Source organism: Variovorax defluvii (assembly GCF_039541515.1).
Lineage (GTDB): Bacteria > Pseudomonadota > Gammaproteobacteria > Burkholderiales > Burkholderiaceae_C > Variovorax > Variovorax defluvii.
Genome location: NZ_BAABGJ010000015.1, coordinates 33,267 through 55,249 on the forward strand (window position 1 = coordinate 33,267; position 21,983 = coordinate 55,249).

Annotated in this window: 22 protein-coding genes; 8 read left to right on the plus strand and 14 right to left on the minus strand. The window is 69.4% G+C overall.

Annotation, left to right across the window (positions count from 1 at the left end):
* Positions 1-42: 42 nt before the first annotated feature.
* The 4 genes from ABEA07_RS09220 (at position 43) to ABEA07_RS09235 (ending at position 5,935) form a co-directional block, all read left to right on the plus strand.
* Entirely contained in the window at positions 43-1,764 is a 1,722-nt protein-coding gene (locus tag ABEA07_RS09220; RefSeq protein ID WP_345537363.1) for a SpoIIE family protein phosphatase, read from the plus strand.
* A complete protein-coding gene (locus tag ABEA07_RS09225; protein WP_345537364.1) occupies positions 1,761-4,235 on the plus strand; it encodes a response regulator in 2,475 nt (824 codons plus the stop codon). The genes ABEA07_RS09220 and ABEA07_RS09225 overlap by 4 nt, the downstream gene beginning before the upstream one ends.
* 102 nt (positions 4,236-4,337) lie before the next feature.
* Entirely contained in the window at positions 4,338-5,471 is a 1,134-nt protein-coding gene (locus tag ABEA07_RS09230; protein ID WP_345537365.1) for a sensor histidine kinase, read from the plus strand.
* 218 nt (positions 5,472-5,689) lie between these two features.
* Complete coding sequence (locus ABEA07_RS09235; protein WP_345537366.1) at positions 5,690-5,935, plus strand: hypothetical protein; 246 nt, start codon at positions 5,690-5,692, stop codon at positions 5,933-5,935.
* Between the two features lies 1 nt (position 5,936).
* On the opposite strand, the gene ABEA07_RS09240 is transcribed toward ABEA07_RS09235, so the two are convergent.
* Positions 5,937-6,380 carry a putative immunity protein gene (locus tag ABEA07_RS09240; protein WP_345537367.1) on the minus strand — a complete coding sequence of 148 codons (444 nt, stop codon included), beginning with the start codon at positions 6,378-6,380 and terminating at the stop codon, positions 5,937-5,939.
* 195 nt (positions 6,381-6,575) lie between these two features.
* On the opposite strand from ABEA07_RS09240, the gene ABEA07_RS09245 reads away from it, so the two are divergent.
* Positions 6,576-7,610: an alpha/beta fold hydrolase gene (locus ABEA07_RS09245; RefSeq protein WP_345537368.1), complete on the plus strand. Its 1,035-nt coding sequence runs from the start codon at positions 6,576-6,578 to the stop codon at positions 7,608-7,610.
* A 14-nt stretch (positions 7,611-7,624) separates the two neighbouring features.
* Here the strand turns inward: ABEA07_RS09245 and ABEA07_RS09250 are convergent, their stop codons facing one another.
* The 4 genes from ABEA07_RS09250 to ABEA07_RS09265 all read right to left on the minus strand — a co-directional run bounded on the left by ABEA07_RS09250 (position 7,625) and on the right by ABEA07_RS09265 (position 11,990).
* The gene (locus ABEA07_RS09250; RefSeq protein ID WP_345537369.1) at positions 7,625-9,085 is read right to left on the minus strand and encodes a methyl-accepting chemotaxis protein; all 1,461 of its coding nucleotides are present in this window, start codon (positions 9,083-9,085) and stop codon (positions 7,625-7,627) included.
* A 139-nt stretch (positions 9,086-9,224) separates the two neighbouring features.
* Entirely contained in the window at positions 9,225-9,443 is a 219-nt protein-coding gene (locus tag ABEA07_RS09255; protein WP_345537370.1) for a hypothetical protein, read from the minus strand.
* A 97-nt stretch (positions 9,444-9,540) separates the two neighbouring features.
* Complete coding sequence (locus ABEA07_RS09260) at positions 9,541-10,956, minus strand: phenylacetate--CoA ligase family protein (RefSeq protein ID WP_345537372.1); 1,416 nt, start codon at positions 10,954-10,956, stop codon at positions 9,541-9,543.
* A gap of 86 nt (positions 10,957-11,042) precedes the next feature.
* On the minus strand, positions 11,043-11,990 hold the full coding sequence (locus tag ABEA07_RS09265) for an adenylate/guanylate cyclase domain-containing protein (RefSeq protein ID WP_345537373.1): 948 nt from the start codon (positions 11,988-11,990) through the stop codon (positions 11,043-11,045).
* A gap of 299 nt (positions 11,991-12,289) precedes the next feature.
* Here ABEA07_RS09265 and ABEA07_RS09270 point away from each other — a divergent pair, with 299 nt between their 5' ends.
* Positions 12,290-12,622, plus strand: a complete 333-nt coding sequence (locus ABEA07_RS09270) for a hypothetical protein (RefSeq protein ID WP_345537374.1) — start codon at positions 12,290-12,292, stop codon at positions 12,620-12,622.
* 99 nt (positions 12,623-12,721) lie between these two features.
* Here the strand turns inward: ABEA07_RS09270 and ABEA07_RS09275 are convergent, their stop codons facing one another.
* From ABEA07_RS09275 to ABEA07_RS09310, 8 genes are all read right to left on the minus strand, one after another.
* Positions 12,722-13,669, minus strand: coding sequence for an LD-carboxypeptidase (locus ABEA07_RS09275; RefSeq protein ID WP_345537375.1), 948 nt, complete (start codon positions 13,667-13,669; stop codon positions 12,722-12,724).
* The gene (tadA, locus tag ABEA07_RS09280; protein WP_345537377.1) at positions 13,666-14,748 is read right to left on the minus strand and encodes a tRNA adenosine(34) deaminase TadA; all 1,083 of its coding nucleotides are present in this window, start codon (positions 14,746-14,748) and stop codon (positions 13,666-13,668) included. Before tadA ends, ABEA07_RS09275 begins: the two co-directional genes overlap by 4 nt.
* Positions 14,732-14,932, minus strand: a complete 201-nt coding sequence (locus tag ABEA07_RS09285; protein ID WP_345537378.1) for a hypothetical protein — start codon at positions 14,930-14,932, stop codon at positions 14,732-14,734. The genes tadA and ABEA07_RS09285 overlap by 17 nt, the downstream gene beginning before the upstream one ends.
* Positions 14,933-15,580, minus strand: a complete 648-nt coding sequence (locus ABEA07_RS09290) for an FMN-binding negative transcriptional regulator (RefSeq protein ID WP_345537379.1) — start codon at positions 15,578-15,580, stop codon at positions 14,933-14,935. It lies immediately after the preceding gene.
* Between the two features lie 66 nt (positions 15,581-15,646).
* The gene (locus ABEA07_RS09295; RefSeq protein WP_345537380.1) at positions 15,647-16,342 is read right to left on the minus strand and encodes an ankyrin repeat domain-containing protein; all 696 of its coding nucleotides are present in this window, start codon (positions 16,340-16,342) and stop codon (positions 15,647-15,649) included.
* Between the two features lie 5 nt (positions 16,343-16,347).
* Complete coding sequence (locus ABEA07_RS09300) at positions 16,348-16,875, minus strand: GlcG/HbpS family heme-binding protein (protein WP_345537381.1); 528 nt, start codon at positions 16,873-16,875, stop codon at positions 16,348-16,350.
* Between the two features lie 124 nt (positions 16,876-16,999).
* Entirely contained in the window at positions 17,000-17,629 is a 630-nt protein-coding gene (locus tag ABEA07_RS09305; RefSeq protein WP_345537383.1) for a response regulator transcription factor, read from the minus strand.
* Complete coding sequence (locus ABEA07_RS09310; protein WP_345537385.1) at positions 17,626-19,101, minus strand: sensor histidine kinase; 1,476 nt, start codon at positions 19,099-19,101, stop codon at positions 17,626-17,628. The genes ABEA07_RS09305 and ABEA07_RS09310 overlap by 4 nt, the downstream gene beginning before the upstream one ends.
* Before the next feature lie 410 nt (positions 19,102-19,511).
* Between ABEA07_RS09310 and ABEA07_RS09315 the strand changes: the two genes are divergently transcribed.
* Together ABEA07_RS09315 and ABEA07_RS09320 are read left to right on the plus strand one after the other, a co-directional pair.
* Positions 19,512-20,600 carry a DUF72 domain-containing protein gene (locus ABEA07_RS09315; RefSeq protein WP_345537553.1) on the plus strand — a complete coding sequence of 363 codons (1,089 nt, stop codon included), beginning with the start codon at positions 19,512-19,514 and terminating at the stop codon, positions 20,598-20,600.
* Between the two features lie 75 nt (positions 20,601-20,675).
* Positions 20,676-21,164, plus strand: coding sequence for a tetratricopeptide repeat protein (locus ABEA07_RS09320; protein ID WP_345537386.1), 489 nt, complete (start codon positions 20,676-20,678; stop codon positions 21,162-21,164).
* Here the strand turns inward: ABEA07_RS09320 and ABEA07_RS09325 are convergent.
* Positions 21,161-21,880 carry an FMN-dependent NADH-azoreductase gene (locus tag ABEA07_RS09325; RefSeq protein ID WP_345537387.1) on the minus strand — a complete coding sequence of 240 codons (720 nt, stop codon included), beginning with the start codon at positions 21,878-21,880 and terminating at the stop codon, positions 21,161-21,163. The two genes, ABEA07_RS09320 and ABEA07_RS09325, sit on opposite strands and share 4 nt — an antisense overlap.
* Positions 21,881-21,983: the final 103 nt, after the last annotated feature.

Consider the following 21,983-nt stretch of genomic DNA (forward strand, 5'->3'; position numbering starts at 1 on the left):
ATTTCCGTCCCGCAAGGCGCAGGCGTCCTGCCTGCCGATGTCATGAACCTCGACCCTGTCCCTCCCGTGGCGCTGGTGGTGGACGACGAGCCGGTGACCCGCCTGATGGCGAAGCTCACGCTTCAGAGCCTCGGCTGTGCGCCCGTGCTGGAGGCGGCCGACGGCATCGCGGCGCAGCAGGTGCTGCGCGAGCATCCCGAGGTCGCGCTGGTGCTGACCGACATCATGATGCCGCGCATGGACGGCCTCGAACTGCTGCGCTGGGGGCGCCGGGCCGTGCCGGAGGCCATGTGGATCGTGCTGTCCGGCCTGGAGACCTTCGACTCGGCCGTGGCCGCCATCCGCCTCGGCGCCTTCGACTTCCTGCCCAAGTCGCCACGCAAGGAAGAGATGAGCGTGGCCGTGCGCAACGCGCTCGAGCGCCGCCACCTGCTGGCCGAGCGCGAGCGCCTGCACCGGGCGCTGGAGGACAAGGTGCGCGAACTCGAGGAGACCTCCGAACTGCTGCGGCGCGACCTGGAGCGCGCGGAAGTGATCCAGCGCGCCCTGCTCCCGCGCAGCCCGCCGCCGATGGAGGGCTATTGCATCCAGGCGGTGTACCGGCCCGGGCAGCACGTGGGCGGCGACCTGTACGACGTGGTGCGTCTGGGCGAGCATCACCTCGCCTTCTACCTGGCCGATGCCACCGGCCACGGCGTGACCTCGGCCATGCTCTCGGTGCTCTTCAAGCAGCGGCTGGTGCTGGTGGACGCGGTGAGCGGCCTGGCGCTGCCCCCGGCCGAGGTGCTGGCCGCGGTGAACCGCGCGATCTGCGAGGCACATGCGGCGCCCGGGCTGTTCCTCACCGCCGTGTTCGGCCTGCTGGACACCTCGGACGCCAGCCTCACGCTGGCTTCCGCAGGCCATCCCCCCGTGCTGATCGCGCGCGAAGGCGGGGAGAGGCGCCAGGTCCGCCGCACCGGGCCCGCGCTGGGGCTGGCGGCGGATGCGCGCTTCGGGCAGGAGCGGCTGCACCTGCTGGCGGGCGACCGCATCCTTCTCTACACCGACGGGCTGCTGCCCTCCGGGTCGGCGCCCGAGCTCGAGTCGCTGCAACAGGTGCTTGCCAGCCCGCTGGCCAGCGCGCAGGACGTGATGACGCAAGTGCATGGCGCGATGCCCGCGGGGGTGGACCGGGACGACGTCACCATCCTGCTGATCGACGCGCATGCGGGCGCCTCCTGGTTCGACAACGGCGCCGAGCGCCCCGCGGCCGCCGCCTCCACGATGCCGCGGCCCGAGAGCGAGGTGGTGTTCTTCGGCGAAGCCGATCACGTCGCCTGGCTGGCGCTGCGCGGCCGGGCGAGCTGGATGCAATGCGACGCCTTCCACGAAGCGGCCCTGGCCGTGCTGGACAGGGGACGGCCCCTGGTGCTGGACCTCTCCGGCTGCGAGTACATGGACAGCACCTGCCTGGGCACGGTGCACGAACTGGTCGCCCGCGGCGGCGTGTCGCTGGCCGAGGTGGCGCCGTCCGTCCGCGCCATGTTCGAGGAGCTGAGCATGCAGCAGGTGCTGGCCGCGGTGCGTGAGGACCGGCCCGCCGCGCCGGAGCTTTACCCGCTGGACGCCGGCGGCGACCAGGCCGCGGTGCAGAAGCGCATCCTGAAGGCGCACGAGGCCCTCTCGGCGCTGAGCGAGCGCAACCGCGAGGAGTTCAAGGACGTGGTGGCGTCCCTGCGCGGCGAACAGGACGGGCAGCACGGACAGGACGCACGCCGATGAGCACCACCATCCGCGTGCTGCAACTCGAGGACGATCCGGCCGACGCGCAACGCATCGGGGCCGGGCTGCAGGCCGAAGACCTGGCCTGCGACATCACCTGGGTGCGGACCCGGAACGACTTCGTCGCCGCCCTGCAGCGGCAGTCCTTCGACCTGGTGCTCTGCGACTTCGAAATCGGCGGCCTGGCGCTGGTGCGGGAGGTGCTGCAGCGGCATCCCGGCCTGCTGCTGATCGTCATCACCAACGCGCTCTTGAGCGAGCAAGAAGGCGTGCAGTGCATGGAGGCCGGGTCCACGGACTACGTCATCAAGATGCGCCTGCACCGGCTGCGCTACTCGGTGCGGCGGGCCATCGCCGAGCGGCAGCACATGGCGGCGCTGCGCCAGGTGGAGGAAGACCTGCGCACCCTCAACGCCGAGCTCGAGGCACGTGTGCGCGAACGCACGGCCGAACTGGAAACGGCCAACACCTTCCTCAACTCCATCATTCACCACATCCCCTACCAGGTCATCGTCAAGGACGCCAAGGAGCTGAAGGTCATCCGCGTCAACCGCGCCATGGAGGAACTGACGGGGCGCAGCCAGCAGGAGCTGCTGGGCAAGACGGCCCACGAGTTCGTCGTCTCGCAGGCCGAAGCCGACTTCTTCACGGCCAAGGACAAGGAGGCGCTGACCCTGGGCCGCGAAGTGGACATTCCCGCGGAGAGCCTGCACACCCGCGACGGCAGCGTGCACGTGCTCCATGCGAAGAAGATCCCGATCTTCGACGAGTCCGGCGAGGCGCGCTACCTGCTCACCATGTCGGAAGACGTGACGGAAAGAAAGAAGAAGGAGCAGGAGATCGAGCGCCTGAACGCCGCCCTCGCCCAGCGCAGCGCCGAGGTGGAGGCCGCCAACCGCGCCAAGGGCACCTTCCTGGCCACCATGAGCCACGAGATCCGCACGCCCATGCACGGCATGCTGGGCATGCTGGAACTGCTGGGCCTGACCGAACTGGATGCCGAGCAGCGCGAGACGCTCGGGCTGGTGCGCGAATCGAGCCGTTCGCTGCTGCGCATCATCGACGACATCCTCGACTTCTCGAAGATCGAGGCCGGCAAGCTGGAGGTCCGGCCCGAGGTCGTCTCCATCAAGCGGCTGATCGAAGAGGTGCAGAGCATCTACCTGGGCAACGCGAGCAGCAAGGGCCTGATCGTGCGGCGCATGGTGGACCCGCGCGTCAGCCCGGCGCTGCGGGTCGACCCGGTGCGGCTGCGCCAGATCCTCAACAACTTCGTCAACAACGCGATCAAGTTCACCACCGAAGGCTGGATCGACATCAACGTGCAGTGGCTGGGCCGCTCGGACGGCGTGGAGCACCTGCGCTTCGAGGTCAAGGACACCGGCATCGGCATCTCGCCCGAAGACCAGCAGCGCCTGTTCCAGCCCTTCAGCCAGGCCGAGGGCGAGGAGGCGCGGCGGCGGCCGGGCGGCACGGGCCTGGGGCTGGTCATCTCGCGGCAACTGGCGCAGATGATGGGCGGCTCGATCCGCATGGAGAGCGAGCCGGGCAAGGGCACCACCATCACGCTGGAACTGCCCCTGCCCATCGCCGAGGCGGTGCCGGCCCCGGGCGCCGATGGCGCGCGCCCTCTTCCTTCCTCGTCCTCGTCCGCGCGGCGCATGGCGCCCGACACCGCGCAAGCCGAGGCCGAGGGCACGCTGGTGCTGCTGGTGGACGACCACCCCGTCAACCGCATGCTGCTGCTGCGCCAGGTGCGGGCCCTGGGCTACGCCGCCGAGACCGCGGACGATGGCGTGCAGGCCCTCGCTGCGTGGAGATCCGGCCGCTACGGGCTGGTCATCACCGACTGCCACATGCCGCACATGGATGGCTACGAATTCGCGCGCAACATCCGCGGGCTGGAATCCGAGCTCGGCGCCGCGCGCGTGCCGATCATCGCCTGCACCGCCAACGCGCTGCAGGGCGAAGCGGAGGCTTGCCTCGCCGCCGGCATGGACGACTTCCTGGTCAAGCCGGTGGAGCTGGCGCAGCTGACGGCCAAGCTCGATCGCTGGTTGCCGCTGCCCCTCGCCCCTGCCCTGCCCGCGGCGACGCCGGCATCGGACCCGCAGGCAAGCATCGCCGATGGCCCGATCGACCAGGCCCTGCTGACGGCCAACTGCGCGGGCGATGCATTGATGGTGAACCAGGTGCTGGCCGCCTTCCGCCTGACCTGCGAGGACGATTCGGCCGGACTGCGCCAGGCCGTGGCCGACGACGACGTGCCCCAGGTCACCCGCTTCGCGCACCGCATGGCAGGCGCCAGCAAGATGGTGGGCGCGCTCGCCTTCGCCGCGGCTTGCGAACGCATCGACCGCGCCAGCCGCGCCGGCGACTGGAAAACCGTGCTTGCAGGCATGGCGGCGTTCGAGCGGGAATGCGGGCGGCTGGATGCCCACTTTGCGGAGCGTGGCAAACATGGCGCATGATGTGAACTGATGGACGGACCTCGCCGACGTGCGGGGGACGCCGAATTTTCCCCACTGAGCTCTTCGAACTCGTCGAAACCGGGGCTCTTCATGGACGGCCACATGCATCGATTCCTCTCGAACCATCGCGACGACCTCATCGAAAGGTGCAAGGCCAAGGTTGCTCAACGACCCAAGCGCGCAGCCACGGCTGAGCAGTTGGCCAACGGCGTTCCGATTTTCCTGGACCAGCTGATGAGGACGCTGGAAGCGCAGGAGAACGGCGAGGTCGACGAGAGCTTCAGGATTTCAGGTGCTGCTGGCGGTGACGCCGCTGCCTTGTCCGAAATGGGCCTGAGTGCGGCAGCGCACGGCAAGCAGTTGATGGAGCTCGGCTTTTCCGTCGACCAAGTCGTGCACGACTACGGCGACCTTTGCCAGGCCATCACTGACCTCGCCGTCGAACTCGATGCGCCGTTCTCCGTCGACGAGTTCCGCACCTTGAACCGTTGCCTCGACAACGCCATTGCCGACGCGGTCACCGAATTCAGCACCTGGCGGGACGCCAGCGTCGCACTTCAGCAGACCGCCGAGGAGAACGAGCGACTGGGGGTGCTGGTGCATGAGCTGCGGAACTACTTGCACACCGCAACGCTTGCATTCACCGCGCTGGAATCGGGAAGAGTTCCGATTGGCGGCGCAACAGGCGCCGTGCTGAAAAGGAGCCTGGCCTCGTTGGCGGCCATGCTGAATCTGTCACTGTCTCAGGTCAGGGTCGCGGCCGAAGGTCCTCAGGAGGCGGCCTTTTCGGTCGCGTCGTTCGTTGCGGAGGCCAGGAATGCCGCCTCGCTCGATGCGAGCACCAAGGGCTGCACGCTCTCGGTCCTCGACGTCGATGGCACACTGGGCATCTCGGGCAATCGGGAGCGGCTCTTGGCGGCCCTGGTGAACTTGCTGCAGAACGCCATAAAGTTCACCCAACCTCGTACCGAAGTCATCCTGAGTGCCCATGCCGAAGGGGACTATGTCCTGGTCGACGTCATGGACCACTGCGGTGGACTTCCGCCAGGAGCCACAGCGCGCATTTTCCAGCCCTTTGTGCAGGTTGGTGAGAACAAGAGCGGCTTGGGACTCGGTCTTTCCATCGCGCGACGAAGCGTGGAGGCTGAGGGGGGCGTATTGAACGTTCGGGACCTTCCGGGCACTGGATGTGTCTTCACCATCAAGCTTCCGCGAAAGACGCTCTTGGTTGAGTGAGCCCCATCGTCGAATATCCGTTCCTGGCCGTCATCGGCGCCAGGCGTCCTTGCTGTACCGCGCCGAAACATCCGATTGAAGGCGGCCACTGACTCGTAGCCGACCTGGCGCGACACCTCGGGCAGGGAAAGATTACCTTGTCGCAGCAACCGGCTCGCCCAGTAGAAAACCGCGTAGCCCAGCTTGATGCTCTTCTGGCTGCCGCTTTGCAAAAGGTCGTGAAGACCATCTCGCGGCAGCTGCAGGTCCACGTGATATCGCACCGCGAGTTCACCGCCCTGGGCCCTCGGGACACGCTCTCGCGCAAGCTGGCAGCCCGATCCTCGTTCGAGATCGTCGCGATGGGCGACACCAAGGCCGAGGTGCCGAGCGAGCGTGTGAGCCTGATTCGACGGGCTTCTAAGAGGCTGGCGCCTCGCTTCGCAGCCCGTCTCGCACGCCCCTCGGGGGGGCCAGTTCAATGAGTCAGTGGACTAGCCGCTCCAGCGCTGCCAACTGCCACTTCCTCTCGGCGACGAAGGACTCGGGGTCGCACACGGCGCCATACCCCCCCTCGGCGTAGACCACAGCGTACGCGGCGTAGTCTGCCGCCTGAATGGCACGGCCGCCCAATGCATTCGCAACGGCATAGCTTGCCGACACGGCGGCATGACCCACGCCGTCCAACGAGCGGGAGCCTTGATGCCCATTGGCCAGCGTTGCGGCTTCGGCCGCGGCCTGATCGAGCGCTGCTCGATCCGCCTCCCCCTTGACGTACGCCTTCAGGACGTCGAGGCAGCGCGTGACACGCTCATCCTCGAGCAAGTGGCGGACTCGCTCGGCGCACTCGCAGGCAAACGCCAGCTTCAGCTCTTCGTACCGCGCAGACGATTCATGGGCCAGCAGGGCCGAGGAAACTGTATCGGTCATGACCCCTCCTTCCTTGTGACTGACTCGCTCCGGCGCGCAGGGCGCCCCGGCTCGCCACGCGTCATGAAATTTAGTGTGGCCAAAGCCGCTCCGGATACAGAGGCATACGAAGGTACATCGTCAGAGCGTGCCCGGCCACAACAATCCGTTCGACAAAGCCCGAACCGGCTCCCTCCATCTCACAAGGAAGTACTCATGTCGAACACACACGCATTCGCACTCCCCCGGCGCTCATTCCTGGGCGCCGCTGCCATCGGCGCCATGGCCGCGCAGTTCGGCACCGCGGCGGCATGGGCCCAGGATGCGGCCCCGACCTCGGCTGCGCCGCTGAGACGCCTCGCGCCGCTCAAGAACATCCACGCCGGCGTGCTCGACGTGGAATACGCCGAACTCGGCCCCGCGGACGGCGACCCCGTGATCCTGCTGCACGGCTGGCCCTACGACATCCACACCTATGTCGACGTCGCGCCGCTGCTGGCCGCGGCCGGCCGTCGGGTGATCGTGCCGCACCTGCGCGGCTACGGCGGGACGCGCTTTCTTTCCGAAGCGACACCGCGCAACGGCCAGCAGAGCGCCGTGGCCGTCGACATCATCGCGCTGATGGACGCGCTGAAGATCCGCCAGGCCACCATCGCAGGCTGCGACTGGGGCGCACGCACCGCCTGCATCATGGCGGCGCTGTGGCCCGAGCGCGTGAAGGCGCTGGTGTCGGTCAGCGGCTACCTGATCGGCAGCCAGCAAAGCGGCCAGGTGCCGTTGCCGCCGGAGGCCGAGTTGCAGTGGTGGTACCAGTACTACTTCGCCACCGAACGGGGACGGCTGGGCTACGAGAAGAACCGCAAGGCCTTCGCCCGGCTGATCTGGCAGACCGCGTCGCCGCGATGGGCCTTCGACGACGCCACCTTCGAACGCAGCGCCGCGGCCTTCGACAACCCGGACCACGTGCGCATCGTGGTGCACAACTACCGCTGGCGGCTGGGCCTGGAAGATGGCGAAGCGAAGTATGGCGAGCTCGAAGCGCGGCTCGCGCAGGCGCCGCTCATCGGCGTGCCGACCATCACCCTGGAAGGAGATGCCAACGGCGCGCCGCATCCGCAGCCCAGTGCGTACGCCCGCAAGTTCGCGGGCCGCTACGAGCACCGGACGATCCCCGGCGGCATCGGCCACAACCTGCCGCAGGAAGCGCCCGCGGCCTTCGCGGCTGCGGTTCTGGACCTGGCGAAGCGCTAGCCCTCAGAGCACGTCTAGAAGCTCTCCCAGTCGCCGCCCGCGGGCAGCTTCGACGGGGCTTCGCGCGGCACTGGCGGGGCAATCCGCTGCATTGGCTTGGCCGGCACCTTCGGCCGCACGGCGACCGGCCGCGCCGACGCGGACGCGGGCAAGGACGCGGGCACCGGCAGGGGCACGGGCACGGCGGGCGCCTCGTCATCGTCGAGCTTGAAGGTGCCCACCACCTGCGACAGCTTGCCCGCCTGCTCCTGCATCGAGGCCGCCGCGGCCGCGGCCTGTTCCACCAGCGCGGCGTTCTGCTGCGTCACCTGGTCCATCTGCGTGATGGCCTGGTTGATCTGCTCGATGCCCTGGGTCTGTTCGTGGCTGGCTGCCGTGATCTCGCCGATGATGTCCGTCACCCGCCTGACGCTTCCAACGATCTCTTCCATGGTGCGGCCGGCTTCGCTCACCAGCGCGGTGCCGGCGTCCACCTTGCCCACCGAGTCGTCGATCAGGCCCTTGATCTCCTTGGCCGCGCCGGCGGAGCGCTGCGCCAGGTGGCGCACCTCGGCGGCGACCACCGCGAAGCCCTTGCCCTGTTCGCCCGCCCGCGCGGCCTCCACCGCCGCGTTCAGCGCCAGGATGTTGGTCTGGAAGGCGATGCCGTCGATCACGCCGATGATGTCGACGATCTTCTTCGAGGACGCATGGATCGACGCCATGGTGTCCACCACCTGGCTCACCACGTCGCCGCCCTTGACCGCCACGTCGGAGGCCGACTGCGCCAGCTGATTCGCCTGGCGCGCGTTGTCGGCATTCTGCTTGACGGTGCTGGTGAGCTCTTCCATCGAGGCCGCCGTCTGCTGCAGCGAGCTGGCCTGCTCCTCGGTGCGCGAGGACAGGTCCTGGTTGCCGGACGCGATCTCGCTCGATGCCGCCACGATCGAATCGGTGGACGCCTTGATGCGGGTCACCACGTCGGTCAGCGTGTCCTCCATCTCGCCCATGCCGCGCAGCAGCCGGCCGAACTCGCCGCCGCGCTCGGTCCCGAATTCCTTGCTGAGGTCGCCCGCGGCCACCGTCTCGGCGATCAGGATGGCCTCGTCCAGCGGCCGTACGATGGCTCGCACCATGCCGAGGGTCCAGCCCACGCCGGTCCCCAGCGCGAGCAGCCCCAGTCCCAGAAGCCAGCCGTTGGCGCCGGCGATCGCCTCTTCGATTTCCGCGGCGGCCGCTTTGGCGTGCCTGGCCTGTTGTGCCTGCAGGGCGCCGAGGGCGGCCAGATGCTTCTGCGCGGCGTCTGCGGCACCCGCGCCTTCGGACAACTGGCGCATCGCGCTCGACAGCGCCTCCATCTGCGCGGCCTGGGCTCGCACATGAATGTCAGCCGTGCTGCGCAAATGGAGCATGCCCACCATGATCGATGCAGCCATGCACAGCAGCACGATCCCGAAGCCCCACCCGAGGCGGGTCGCGATCTTCATATTCCGCATGCTTGTTCCTAGACGGCCGTCGATACCGGGCCGGGTCACCAGGCATATCGGCTGCGGCCTCGTGGAACTTGAGGCTGCGAATCTAGGTACAAACCCGCGATCCCGGGGAACGCGGCGTCGCGGTGACCGCGAGCGACACTCAGCCGTCGATGGGCACGCCGCCACCGAAGCGGCAGATCCACTGGTCCCAGAGTTCCTGGTTCACGGCAGCGAAGGGCTGTTGCCAGAGGGTCAGCATCTGAAGCTGGGCCTGCTGCACCCGCATCAAGCTGTCGATGACCGCGGTTTGAAGATCGAGCAGCGACTGGAAGCTGCCATAAGGACCGCTGGGCAGATCGGTGGCAGAGGCGAAGGTCATCAGGGTCTCCCAGTGGATTCCGATTCCGTTCCGGCTGCGGCTCGTGCGAAGCGTCGCGCCGGTCGAAAGCGAAGCCTAGAGGAAGGAGGCCGCCGCTTCAAGCCTCGGATGCGGCAATGCGCACGCGCTGGACCTTGCCGCTGAGGCCGCGATGCTCGCGCGCGCCGCTGCGGCAATGGATGTGCACGCCGACCGCGCCCTGCCTGGCGAGGAAGGCCGACAGCGCGCTGCGCGCGCGGCGCAGGCTGGCATCCGCGGCCTGCCCCCTGAGGCCGGTGCTCAGGAGCAGCTCGCAAGGGCCTTTCTGCACGAGTTGGAAATCGAACAGGCCGCCATCGTCTTCCAGCACCGTGCTCACGGCCAGCGGCGGGACGCGGACGGTTCGCGTGCCCGGCCGGCCCAGGCGCAGGGCGTCGTCGTTGCGGCCTTCCACCTCGATCACGGGCAGCGCGCTGCCGCAGGCGCAGGGGACGGGGTCCTGCCAGACGCGGTCGCCCAGGTCGTAGCGGATCAGGGGCTGGACATGGTTGGCGAGGTTGGTCAGCAGCGTGGTGGTGCCGCGCCCGCCGGCCGGAAGGACGCGACCCTGCGCATCCACCGATTCCAGGATCGCCCAGTCGCTGTTGAGATGCAGCCGGCCCTGCCGGCATTCGCTGGCCAGCGTGAGGAACTCCGAGGCGCCGTAGTTGTTGACCACGGGGCAGCCGAGCGCCTGCTGCACGAAGCCGCGGCAGGCGGCCGACAGGTTTTCCCCCCCGGTCCAGACCTCGCGCGGCGCGGTCCGCAGTCGCCCGGCCTGGCGCTCCTCGGCCAGCAGCAGCGCGACGCTGGGATAGGTGGCGATGACCGTCGGACGCAAGGCGTCCAGTTGCCTCAGCAGCGATTCGGGCGATTGCAGAAATGAGAGGCTGTGCAGACTGAGCGCCAGCATCGGGTTGAGCCGGCGCAGGCGTTCGATCGACACCGTGCTGGCGAAATGGCCGCCGGTGGCACCGACGAAGACGATGCGCTCGCCGATGCCGAAGGGATTCATCAGGCGCTCCAGCGAGCGCGCCGCCGGCCGGCGCAGGTACTCCAGCGCGTCATACACGGCCATGGCGTGGGTGTCCTGCACGAAGATGCCCGGGTGGCCGCTGCTGCCCGAACTCTCCCACACCACGTAGCGGCCCTCGAAGGGGTCGGCGATGCGGGAGCGATCGGCGGTGAAGCGGCGCAGCGCATCGAGGCGCAGCACGGGATCGGCCACCCAGTCGTCGAAGGCGTCCATCAACTCGGCCTTGTGTACGAGCGGCAGGGTGTCGAGGCGGATGTCCGCCGGATTCCGCCCCGCCAGATAGCGCCGGTAGAAGGGCGAACCGCGTGCGGCGGCCCGAAACAGGTCCGCCAGGCGCCGGTCGCGCCGCGCCGCGAGCGCGGCGGCGTCGGCATGCGCAGCGGCCGCCGCGTCGAGGGCGATGCGGTTTGTCAGCCAGGGATCGAAGGGTGGCAGCACGGCGGCCCAAAAACACACCATGGTGGACGCAGATGCGTCGCTTGCCAAGCAGAGATATCAAGAATCGGGAAGGACGACGGGCGACCGCCCCGCCCCGCCCTGCTCTCTCAGCGGCCGCTGCGCGACAGCAGCACGCTGCTGCCGGTGGTGTTGAAGGAAATCGTGGGCGCGCTGAAGTCGCTCAGCGGCGCGCCGAGACCGATCTCGCCGCTGCCGTGCAGCACGCACTCGTCGCGCCGCAGCGCGATCTCGCCGCTGGCGCCCGCGGTGCCGTGGAAGCGCACCCAGGTGCCGTACGTGCTGATGTCGACCAGAACGCAGCTGCCCAGGCGTGCCTCGATGCGCGCATGCAGCCGCGACACGCGAGGATCGTTGACCACGAACTGGGCGTCGTCCACCCGGCCCAGGTGGATCGGAAGCTCTTCGGCGCGGAACATGGAGCGCACGTCCAGCCATGCCAGTTCGATCTGCCCGAAGGAGGAATCCGCCCCTCGCCCGGTCGGCGCGGCCAGCGAGGCCGGCATGGTGAGGAACTCGGTCACCTCGTCCTGCCAGTCGATTCGGTGCACGACCGGCATCTCGTTCTTGCCGCGGATGTTGATCGGGCCCAGGCTGCGGTGCCGTGCCTCTCCGCCCTGCAGCTGGTCGATGACCGACTCGGTCGCCCAGATCTGGCCAGGGCCGGCCAGGTCGCTCAGGCGGGAAGCGAGGTTGACCGCATCGCCGTAGCAGTCGCCATCGACTTCCACCACCTCGCCGCTGGCCACGCCGATCTGCAGCTCCATGCGCAGCGGCGCCGGCCAGGTCTGCAAGCGTTTCTGGTGATTGCGCTGGAGTTCCAGCACGGCGTGGGTTGCCTTCGCCCCGCTGGCGAATATCGCGAACACGCCATCGCCCAACGATTTCACGACACGGCCACCGTGCGATTCGCAGACCCCGCCGATCCACTGGATCAGGCGCGTGACGGTCTCGGTGGCACGGGCGTTGCCGATGGCCTCGAACACCCTGGTACTCCCAGTCAGATCGGCGAAAACGACAGTGGGGTGACCGGTCATTGGTGCAAGTGTGCAAATGTTGGTGGCTGGCGCCGAAGGATTATGGCAAAGCAGGCCCCAAATGCCCCAGAGCAGCGTCAAATCGCGACCTGGGCAAGTCGAGATGTTGCTTTTTCATTCAGTAGCAACGTGGTGTCAGATCCTATTACAACTTAGTTATTAATTGCTCTACTAAAGCATGAAGAAATGTGTGAAGTATGTTGTTTTCCAACGTGAAATCGCACTTTCTCCCTTGTGTGTTACACCCTTGTACCTTTAACGTTGCGCCCATCAGCGCTCTACGCACTCACTTTCGTCACATGGCGTCACTCAGCAGTCTCTTCCGATTCCTGTCGTCTCCCGTCTTCGGGCTGCGCCGCTCTTCGGATCGTCAGCTCGCGCAGATCCGCAGTGCCATGCTCGAACTCCTGCAGAAGCACGGTGGCCACGCGACCCAGCGCGTCGCGCAACGGGTCCGCTTTGCCGGCGACATAGAGGCGCTCTGGTACCTCCGTCAAGATGTGGTGACCGCGTTGAGCACCACTGACGGCGAAGCCGTCGCCCGCCGCCAGATGCGCGAGATCAACCGGATGTTCAAGGGCGGGCTGCCCTGCGCGATGGTGCCGCGGCCGCATCACCGCTTCACCACCTGAGAAGCGCCTCCTCCTCTTCCACAATGAAAAAGCCGCTGCCTTGCGCAGCGGCTTTTTCATTGGACGGCCCCGGCCGGGATGGGCGGGCGTTGCTGGGCGTCAGTGGGCGCGGTGGCCGGGGGCATGGCGGTGCCCCCACACCATGAACACGTCCCGCCCATCGGCCGCGACCTCGACCTTGGCGCCCACCGGCAGCAGTACCTTGGTCGGCACGTGGCCGAAGGGCAGGCCCGTCAGCACCGGCGCCTTGATCAGCCCCCGCAGGCGGTCCGCCACGGTCCGCATGTCGAAGCCGCGGTCGTGCGGCAACTTGCGCGTACCGGTGAAGTGCCCCAGCAGCACGGCCTTCTGCCGCGCGAGCACGCCGGCATGGCGCAGCTGGTCGAGCATGCGCTCGATGCGGTAGGGATGCTCGTTCACGTCCTCGAGGAAGAGCACGCCCTTGTCGACCGCCGGAAAGTAAGGCGTGCCGAGCAGGCTGGTCAGCACGCAGAGGTTGCCACCCCACAGCGTCGCGCCGTGCAGGCCGCGAAAGCCGGCGAGCATCTCGGCCTCGCGCGGAGGCACGCGCCATCCTGTGCCCTCGCCCTGTCCTTGCAGCAGGTCGTCGAAGCAGGCTTCCATGATCTCGTCCGGGCCGTCCTCGGCGCCGAAGTCCTCGCCCAGTGCCGGGCCGGACCAGCTGACCGCACCCGTCTTCGCGAAGAGCGCGCACTGCAGGGCGGTGAAGTCGCTCAGACCCACGAACTCGGTGCCGCGCTCGATGGCCTTGGCGATGGCCTTGCAGGGTATGGCATCGAGGATGCGGGTGAGCCCGTAGCCACCGCGCGAGATCAGCGCCACGTCGGCCCGGCTGGCCGCGGCGCGGGACAGCGCGGCGACGCGGGTGCGGTCGTCGCCCGCGAAGCGCTGGTACGTGGAAAGTGCCGCCTCGTCGACCTCGACCTCGTGGCCCAGCGCCTGCAGCCGCTGGATGCCGCGCCGGTAGGCGGCCTTGTCGCGCACGGCGCTGGAGGGGGAATAGATGTAGATGTGCTTCTTTTTCACGGGGCGAAGTATCCCATCGCCTCTCGCGCGATCAGCTCGGCCTGCTCCGGGCTGGGCCCCGACACGTCTTCGGGTGCGGCGCCGAGGGCTCGCAGCGCCGCTTCGAAGCCGCGATCGGGAAAGGGCGCGCGCCAGGCGGCCTCGGCGCTCGTGCCGCCGTCGGGGGCGGCGATGGCGAGCATGAAGCGCTCCGGTGCGGCGCTGGTGAGCAGGCTCGCCAGCTCGCCTGCGCCGGCGCTGTACACCAGCGCCAGCGGCCCGGGCTGCAGGCGGTCCAGCCAGGCGAGCAGCAGGTCGCGGTGCCATGGCCACTGGTGCACCGCCTCGCGCTTGGGCTTGTCGCTGCGGCCGAAACCGACCAGGTCCGGCACCAGCACCCGCGGCCCGTGCACGCGCGCGAGATGGCGAAAGAAGTAGCTCCATTCTCCGGGGCCGTGCAGGCACAGGCAGGCCCAGGGCGCGTCGGCCGGTCCCTCGTCGAGGTAGTGCATGCGCCAGCCGCGCTGTTGCGGCAGGTCGCTGACGTAGTGCGGCGCGAAGCCGTAGTCGGGCAAGGCCTCGAAGCGCTCGGCGGGTGTGCGCAGGGCATCGTCGCGCAGCGGCTCGGCCGCCTCGCGTGCCGCGCTGCGCCGGCCTTTGAAGAAGTCTTGCAGCAGTTGCTGGCATTCGTCGGCCAGCACGCCGCCCTGCACCTGCGTATGGTGGTTGAGCTGGCGCCTCGCGAACAGGTCGAGCACCGAGCCGGCCGCGCCGGTCTTGGGGTCGGCCACGCCGAAGACCACGCGGGCCAGCCGCGCATGGAGGATGGCGCCGGCGCACATCGCGCAAGGCTCCAGCGTGACGTAGAGCTCGCAACCGTCGAGGCGGTAGTTGCCCAGTGCCGCGCCGCCCGCGCGCAGCGCGTTCATTTCGGCATGGGCGCTGGGGTCGTGCAGCGCGACCGGCGCGTTGCGGCCGCGGGCGAGCACGCGGCCGTCTCTCACCAGCACCGCGCCCACCGGGACTTCGCCGGCCGCGGCCGCCCGCTGGGCCTCGTCGAGCGCGAGGCGCATCCAATGCGCTTCAGCGGGCGTCGTCATCCGGGATCGGGCGAGGCTGCTGCATGGCGGCGTCCAGCGCCTGCTTGAACTGCTGTTCGACCTGGCGGGGCTGAGAGGCTGCCGGCTGGCCCGGCGCCGCCGCTGTGCCGCCCAGCTGCTTCTTGACCAGCACGCCCACGATCACGAGCGCGAGCAGCACCCCCAACAGGCCCAGCGCGCGCATTCAGTGCTCCCCTGCCGGGGTGGGCTGGGTCGCCATGCCGAGGCGGCGCATCCAGGCCGCGAGCGCCTGCTCGTCGTGCGAGCCGGCGCTGTACTGCGCGTACATGGCCGCATGCGACTCGCGCCGGTGCTGGTTGAGCTTGAGCTTGCACTGCAACGCCGTCACCTCGAGCTCGAAGCCGACGATGCCGTCGAGCATCTTGCGCTGGAACGCCTCGCCCAGGTCGCGCCATTGCCGGGCATAGGCCGGTTCGTGATCGCCGATCAGGCGCTTGAGCAGCGCGTCCTTCTCAGGGGCCGATTCGATCAGCCGCGCCGACACGTTGCAATGCACGGCCAGGTAGTTCCAGGTGGGCACCCGGGCAAGGTCCGGGTACACCGAGGGCGAGAGGTAGGCATGCGGCCCCAGGAAGCTCACCAGCGCCCGCGGCCGTGCCTGCAGGTGGCGCCAGGCCGGATTGGGCTTGGCGCAATGGCCCAGCAGCGCGAAGCCGCCCGCTTCGCCGCGGTCGTCCAGCACCAGCGGCAGGTGCGTGCCGAAGGGCTGGCCATCGTCGTCGACCGTGATCAGGCTGGCGAAGGGATGCTCGCGCATGAGCTGCGCGGCAATCGCGCGGTCCTGGCTGTCGAACTGGGGCGGCATGTACATCGGCGAACTCCTCCGGAGGAATCGCCCGATTGTCCCCGAGTGGCAGGGGCGGGTGCGCACCTCTTGCTACTTCGCGCCCGCCGCCTTCAGCTTGTCGACCATGGCCTGGTAGCCGCGGGCCTTCGCCAGTTGCAGGGGCGTGTTGCCCTGCCGGTCGGCCAGCCGCAGATTCGCGCCGGCATCGACCAGCGCGGCCAGCGTGCGCTGGTGCCGCGGGCCGCCGTCGCCCAGCACGATGGACTCGATCAGCGCGGTCCAGTGCAGGTTGTTCACGTGGTCCAGCGGGGCGCCCGCCGCGATCAGCCGGCGCACCACCTCGTCGTGCCCAAGGTGCGCGGCGGCGATCAGCGCGGTGCCGTCGTAGCGGCTGGTGGTCTGGCGCGGGCTGGCGCCCAGCGACAGCAGCAGCGAGAGCGTGGCCGGATCGTCGGCCACCGCCGCGATGGTGATCGCGTCGTAGCGGTCATGCTCCAGCACGTCGAGCTTCGCGCCGGCCTGCGCCAGCAGCCGGATCGCCTCGCGCTGGCGCGCGTAGGTGGCCACGTGCAGCGCGGTGCGGCCGCGGCTGTCGCGTGCCTCGAGATCGACCTTGGCAGCCAGCAGTTCCTTCAGGCGCGGCAGGTCGCCGCGCCAGGCGGCCTGGTGCACGCCTTCGTAGGCCAGCACTTCGGCGGCCGACGGCGGCACCTGGGCCGCCGCGGGCGCCATCGCCAACGCCGACAGGAGCGCAAGCCACGACAGCCGTCGATGCAGGGCCTTCATCGCGTTCAGCCGAGCTGTGCCTTGACTTTGTCGATGCCCGCGTTGGCGCACTGCTCGTCGAGGTGGCCGCCCGGCGCGCCGCCGACACCGACGGCACCGATGACTTCGTTGCCGGCCTTCACCGGCACGCCACCGCCCAGCAGCAGGAAGCCGGGGATGTTCACCAGGTTCGCGGCACCCGGGTTCTTCTGCGCGTTCTCCATCATCGCCAGCGTCGGCGCCTTGGCCGAGGCCGAGGTCCAGGCCTTGCGCTCGCTGGCTGCGATGGTGTGCGCGCCCGCGTTGTCGGCACGCTGGATCGCGCGGACCACGCCGGCACGGTCGACCACGGTGGCAGCGACCGAGTAGCCGTTGGCCGCGCAGGCGGCGACGGTGGCGGCGGCGATCTGGTTCGCGAGTTCCAGCGAGATGTTCTTCTCGCTGCGCACGGCCGGGCTCTGCGCCTGGGCCGGGGCCTGGGCCTGGGCGTGCGCGCCGATGGCGATGGTGGCGAAGGAGACGGCGAGCGCGCCGCGGCGAAGGATCGGATGCATGAAGTTCTCCAGTGGTGTCGAGTCTCGCGCCGGCGTCTTGCCGGCCGCATCGCCACTGTAGAAATCGCGGCCCGCCGGCGCCATTCGTACGGCTACGCCGAGGCCTCCGTAGAACTACGGAGCCTCACGGTGCGTCCGCCACCAGTGCCGCATAGCGCCGGATCAACTGCGCCAGCGAATCGCAACCCAGCTTGGCGAACAGGTTGGCGCGATGCGTCTCGACGGTGCGCGGCGACAGCGCGAGTGCCCGCGCGATCTCCTTGTTGGTCAGACCTTCGACGATGAAGCGAAGCACCTCGCATTCGCGCTCCGACAGCTGCGCATGGCGCTCGCGCGCGGCCTGGTCCGCCTGCGCGCGTTCGCGCGAACGCACATGCTGGCGCACCGCCTGCTGCAGCGCCTCGAGCAGTTGCTCGTCGTCCACCGGCTTCTCGAGAAACTCCGCCGCCCCCGACTTGAAGGCGCGGCGGCACATCTCGACCGTGCCGTGTCCGGTGAGCATGATCACCGGCTGGTCCACCCCCTGCTTCACCAGGGTCTCCAGCACCGTCAGTCCGCTGAGGCCCGGCATGCGCACGTCCAGGACGATGGCGCCGATGCCGCTGCGGTCGAAGCCCTCGACGAAGGCCTGCGGGTCCGACCAGCCCTGCGTGCGCAGGCCCACCGTGCCGATCAGCAGCGACAGGCCGGCACGCACCGCGTCGTCGTCGTCGATCAGGTGGATGAGCGGCGACTGCGGCTCGTGGCGCGTCATGCGCGGCCCTCCTGCATCGCCAGCGGCAGGCGCAGCGTGAAGCGCGCGCCGCGCGGCGCGGCGGGCTCGGCGGCCAGCGTGCCGCCCATCGCGCCGGCCAGCGTCTCGCACAGGCTCAGTCCGAGGCCCAGTCCGCCCTCGCGCGTGCTGAAGAAGGGCTCGAAGATGCGCGGCAGCAGTTCGGGCGCGATGCCGCGTCCGTTGTCGCTCACGCGCAGCACGCCCTGCCCGCCCTCGCGCTCGATCGCGAGCTTCAGTTGCCGCTCGCCTGCCGGCAGTTCGTCCAGTGCCTGCATCGCGTTCATCAGCAGGTTGTGCACGATCTGCTCCAGCGCCACCGGCTCTGCCTGCACCTGTACCGGCGGGTGCAAGCCGCCCTCGAGCACGGGCGCGATGTCACGCCGGTCGAACTCGGGCGCCAGCAGGTGCAGCGCGCTGCGCACCGTCTCCTGCAGCGGCACCGGCCTGGCGGCGCCCGCCTGTCCCGGCCGCTCGATCGCGCGGCGCAGCCGCCCCACCACCTCGGCGGCGCGGCGCGCCTGCGCCGCCGCCTGCTGCATGGCACCGCGCGCGGTGGCCAGCTCGGGCGGGTCCTCGTCGAGCAGCCGCCGCGCGGCCTGCGTGTTCGCCAGCACCGCCGTCAGCGGCTGGTTGAGTTCGTGCGCCAGGCCGGCTGCCAGTTCGCCCAGCGCATTGAGGCGCGCGACCTGGCCGAGCCGCAGCAGTTCCTCGGCCCGGCGGCGCTCGATGCGCTGGCGCCGCAGCGCGGCGGCGCCGCTGAGCACCACGGCCATGGCCATCGCCCACGCCGCCATGCGGGCCCAGGGCAGTTCGCGCCAGCGCACGTGGCGCTGCGCGACCACGTCGAAGGCCTGGCTTTCCGAGGCCAGCACCTTGCGGAAATCGAAGGCCCAGCCCTGTGCGGCCGCGGCCCGGCCGGGCTGCACCACGAACTGCTGGCCGTCGCGTTCGAGCAGCACGCGCACCAGGCTCGTCTTCGGATCCATCGGCCAGTCGCGCCAGGGCACGGTGGCGGGCAGGTCGATGTCCAGCGCATAGCTGGTGGGCGTCGCGCCGATCACGAGCCGGTAGCGCCCGCGCACGAAGTCCTGGCTGGCGAGTTCGGGGCGGCGCAGTTCGCGCGAGCGTGACTCTGCCCGCGCCAGAGCGGGATCGGGCCACGCGGCGCCGTCGTCGCGCCGCATGACACCGAGGATCGAAGGGTAGACCGCCGACAGCCGCTGCTCGGGCCGCCCGGCATCGGCCGCCGTCTCCAGCAGCGCCAGCGTGGCCAGCACCGCGTCGTACTGCACCACCTGCTGGCTCAGCAGCCGGTGGGCGATGCGCGCGTTCGTCTCGAAATCCTCCTGCAGCCGCGCCAGCTCGGCGCGCGCGATCCAGACCGCGCCGGCGACGGCGAGCAGCAGCCATGCCAGCCACCAGACGACTTGCGCGCGCATCCCGTGCTTCATGGCGGGGATTGTGCCCGCCGCCGGCGCGGCTCAGGTCAACCGAGTCGCTGCGCGTCGCCCTCGGCGTAGACCTCATCGATGAAGGCGACGTCCGTTCCATTCCGGAAAGATGAGAGCGAACTCGTCATACGCTGCGGAGAAGATGTCGTAGACGCTGTTCACTGCGCCGTCGATCACTTGAATGTTTTTGATGGCTTCTTGTTCGGCCTCCCCTGGCTTCGTTGCGGAAGACTTTCAAGTCGCTTCTGTGCAGGGGGCGATACAGGTAGTCGCGCAGAGCCTTGAACTTCACCAGGCCTCGTCGCGTGAGCCACCCGCCTCTCGCTCGCTCGGCTTCGGTCTGCGTGTCGAAGAAGGAGATCACGCCGTCCGTGGTGCCGCACAATGCCGCGCATCCACCGCGCCTCGCCATGCAAGAGTCCCTGTTCGACGAACTCCCGCAGCCTGCTCCGCCCGCACCAGCGCCCGCGCCCGCGCCTGCGGCGAGGAAGCGCCCTGCATCGAGCGGCGGTCCGAAGGTCCGCCCTGCCCCGCCCGACCCCGCCCAGCAGGCGCTGGCCCGATCCCTGCCGCCGCAACTGCGCCTGGGCACCTCCTCCTGGTTCTTCCCCGGCTGGGCCGGCATGGTGTGGGAGGGTGACTACGAGCAGTCGGTGCTCTCGAAGCACGGCCTCGCGGCCTATGCCCAGCACCCGCTGTTGCGCACCGTGAGCCTGGACCGCAGCTTCTATCGCCCGCTCACGGCCAGCCAGTACGCCGCCTATGCCGCGGCGGTGCCGGAGGACTTCCGCTTCATCGTGAAGGCGCCCAGCCTGGTGGCCGACGCCCTGGTGCGCGGCGAGGACGGCCGCGGCATGCAGGCCAATCCGGCCTTTCTCGATCCGACGCTGGCGGTGCAGGAGTTCGCCGCCCCCGCGCTGGCCGGGCTGGGGCCGAAGCTGGGCGTGCTGGTCTTCCAGCTCAGTCCCCTGCCGGGGCCGATGCTGGGGCAACTGCCCGAGTTGCTCGAGCGCCTGCGGCGCATGCTCACGGCCTTGCCGCCGCTGCGGACGCAGGCGCCCGATGCCGTGGTGGCCGTCGAGTTGCGCAATCCCGAACTGCTGACGCCGGCCCTGGCCCAGGTGCTGCGCGAGGCCGGTGCGACCTACTGCCTGGGCCTGCATCCGAAGATGCCGCCGATCGGCGAGCAACTGCCGATGCTGCGCGCGCTGTGGCCAGGCCCGCTGGTGTGCCGTTGGAATCTGAACCGGCTGCACGGCGCCTATGGCTACGAAGAGGCGAAGAAGCTCTACGAGCCCTTCGACAAGCTCGCCGATCCCGATCCGCAAACGCGCGAAGCCCTGGCCCGGGTCATCGCGGGCACCACGGGTGCGGGGCAGCTGGCCTATGTCGCCATCAACAACAAGGCCGAGGGGTCGGCACCGCTGTCGGTTGTGGCGCTGGCGCAGGCGCTCGCGCGGCTGCGGGGCGATGCAGGCACAGGCCATCCGGCGGATTGACCGTCCGGGCTGGCCGGGCGTCCGAGCCCGACCGGCCTATGGCGCAACGCTTCCCTCGCGCAGCACAATGCGCGGATGAACACCGCCACCGCCCGAACCCTCCGTCACCTGCTGGCCGGCGCGGCGCTGGCCGCCATGGTCCCGTGGCCCGCCCTCGCTGCGGACAGCGATTCCACCCCGCCCGCGCTGCGGCTCGCCGCGGCCCGTTCGCAGATCGAGGCCAGGAACTGGCAGCGCGCGATCGCCGAGCTGCAACAGGTCAACGACCCCGGCAACGCCGACTGGAACAACCTCATGGGGTACAGCCTGCGCAAGAGCAAGTCGCCGGACTATGCGGCGGCCGAGCGCCACTACGATGCGGCCCTGCGCATCGACCCCAACCACCGTGGCGCCCTGGAGTACTCGGGCGAGCTCTACCTGATCCTGGGCGACCTGCCCAAGGCGCAAGAGCGGCAGATGCGGCTGCAGCGCCTGTGCAGCACGCCATGCGAGGAGCTGGATGACCTGAGCAAGGCGATCGATCGCTACAAGGCAGCGGGCAACAAGTACGTGCCGGCGGACTAGGCGCGGTGAACGCGCTGCGACGTTGTGAATGAGTCCGCCGACTGCCGCGATGCCGCGAGCGCATCGACCAGGCGATCGACACCCCGTTCGGCCTGCGCCAGCGACTGCGCCAGCCGCGCGTCCTTGAACTCGTCGTACTCGACGGCGAGTTCATGCACCTCGCTGATGCCGATGTAGCCGAACACCGAGCGCACGCTGGCCTCCACGTGGTTGAGGTGCGCGAGGCGCTGCCCCTGCCCGTAGCCGAAATCGCCGCGTGCGCTCAGCAGCACCAGGCGCTTGCCCGCATCGGCCAGCATGGGCCAGTACGGCTGCTCTCCGCGCGCGCGGTCGAAGCCGAAGGTGCGGCCCACTCGCACGATGTTGTCGATGTAGGCCTTGAACGGGGCCGGCACGCCGAAGTTGTACATGGGCAGCCCCACCACGATCAGGTCGGCGGCGATGAGCTGGTCCACCAGGCGGTCGCTTTCGGCCAGCGCTGCTTTCATCCACGCGGCGCGCGCTGCCGGCGGGGTGAAGGCGGCATGAACCCAATCGCCGCTGACGGGTGACGGCGGCACGCGGCCGACGTCGAGGCGGTCGATGCGGTCTTCGGGCCGGGCGGCGCGCCATCGCTCGACGAAGCGGGCCGACAGCCGGCGCGTGTGGGAGCCATGGGGGTCGGTGCCGGAGCGGCCCGGACGGGCGCTGGCGTCGATGTGAAGAAGCGTGGTCATGAGAAATCGTGCCTGACTGGAGCTGGATGGATGAATATGATTCGTGTGTGAACGGGCGGCCCTGGGCAAATCTAGGCGTGCAAGGCCCGCATCACAACCGATG

Excerpts from the sequence above, each read along its gene's own strand:
- tadA (WP_345537377.1), bottom strand. The coding sequence starts at position 14,748 with ATGACGACGCCCGCTGAAGCGCATTGGATGCGCCTCGCGCTCGACGAG.
- ABEA07_RS09270 (WP_345537374.1), top strand. The coding sequence starts at position 12,290 with ATGGCGTCACTCAGCAGTCTCTTCCGATTCCTGTCGTCTCCCGTCTTC.
- ABEA07_RS09245 (WP_345537368.1), top strand. The coding sequence starts at position 6,576 with ATGTCGAACACACACGCATTCGCACTCCCCCGGCGCTCATTCCTGGGC.
- ABEA07_RS09285 (WP_345537378.1), bottom strand. The coding sequence starts at position 14,932 with ATGCGCGCGCTGGGCCTGTTGGGGGTGCTGCTCGCGCTCGTGATCGTG.
- ABEA07_RS09260 (WP_345537372.1), bottom strand. The coding sequence starts at position 10,956 with ATGGTGTGTTTTTGGGCCGCCGTGCTGCCACCCTTCGATCCCTGGCTG.
- ABEA07_RS09240 (WP_345537367.1), bottom strand. The coding sequence starts at position 6,380 with ATGACCGATACAGTTTCCTCGGCCCTGCTGGCCCATGAATCGTCTGCG.
- ABEA07_RS09320 (WP_345537386.1), top strand. The coding sequence starts at position 20,676 with ATGAACACCGCCACCGCCCGAACCCTCCGTCACCTGCTGGCCGGCGCG.
- ABEA07_RS09300 (WP_345537381.1), bottom strand. The coding sequence starts at position 16,875 with ATGCATCCGATCCTTCGCCGCGGCGCGCTCGCCGTCTCCTTCGCCACC.
- ABEA07_RS09290 (WP_345537379.1), bottom strand. The coding sequence starts at position 15,580 with ATGTACATGCCGCCCCAGTTCGACAGCCAGGACCGCGCGATTGCCGCG.
- ABEA07_RS09310 (WP_345537385.1), bottom strand. The coding sequence starts at position 19,101 with ATGAAGCACGGGATGCGCGCGCAAGTCGTCTGGTGGCTGGCATGGCTG.
- ABEA07_RS09325 (WP_345537387.1), bottom strand. The coding sequence starts at position 21,880 with ATGACCACGCTTCTTCACATCGACGCCAGCGCCCGTCCGGGCCGCTCC.
- ABEA07_RS09305 (WP_345537383.1), bottom strand. The coding sequence starts at position 17,629 with ATGACGCGCCACGAGCCGCAGTCGCCGCTCATCCACCTGATCGACGAC.
- ABEA07_RS09265 (WP_345537373.1), bottom strand. The coding sequence starts at position 11,990 with ATGACCGGTCACCCCACTGTCGTTTTCGCCGATCTGACTGGGAGTACC.
- ABEA07_RS09250 (WP_345537369.1), bottom strand. The coding sequence starts at position 9,085 with ATGCGGAATATGAAGATCGCGACCCGCCTCGGGTGGGGCTTCGGGATC.
- ABEA07_RS09315 (WP_345537553.1), top strand. The coding sequence starts at position 19,512 with ATGCAAGAGTCCCTGTTCGACGAACTCCCGCAGCCTGCTCCGCCCGCA.
- ABEA07_RS09255 (WP_345537370.1), bottom strand. The coding sequence starts at position 9,443 with ATGACCTTCGCCTCTGCCACCGATCTGCCCAGCGGTCCTTATGGCAGC.
- ABEA07_RS09225 (WP_345537364.1), top strand. The coding sequence starts at position 1,761 with ATGAGCACCACCATCCGCGTGCTGCAACTCGAGGACGATCCGGCCGAC.
- ABEA07_RS09220 (WP_345537363.1), top strand. The coding sequence starts at position 43 with ATGAACCTCGACCCTGTCCCTCCCGTGGCGCTGGTGGTGGACGACGAG.
- ABEA07_RS09295 (WP_345537380.1), bottom strand. The coding sequence starts at position 16,342 with ATGAAGGCCCTGCATCGACGGCTGTCGTGGCTTGCGCTCCTGTCGGCG.
- ABEA07_RS09230 (WP_345537365.1), top strand. The coding sequence starts at position 4,338 with ATGCATCGATTCCTCTCGAACCATCGCGACGACCTCATCGAAAGGTGC.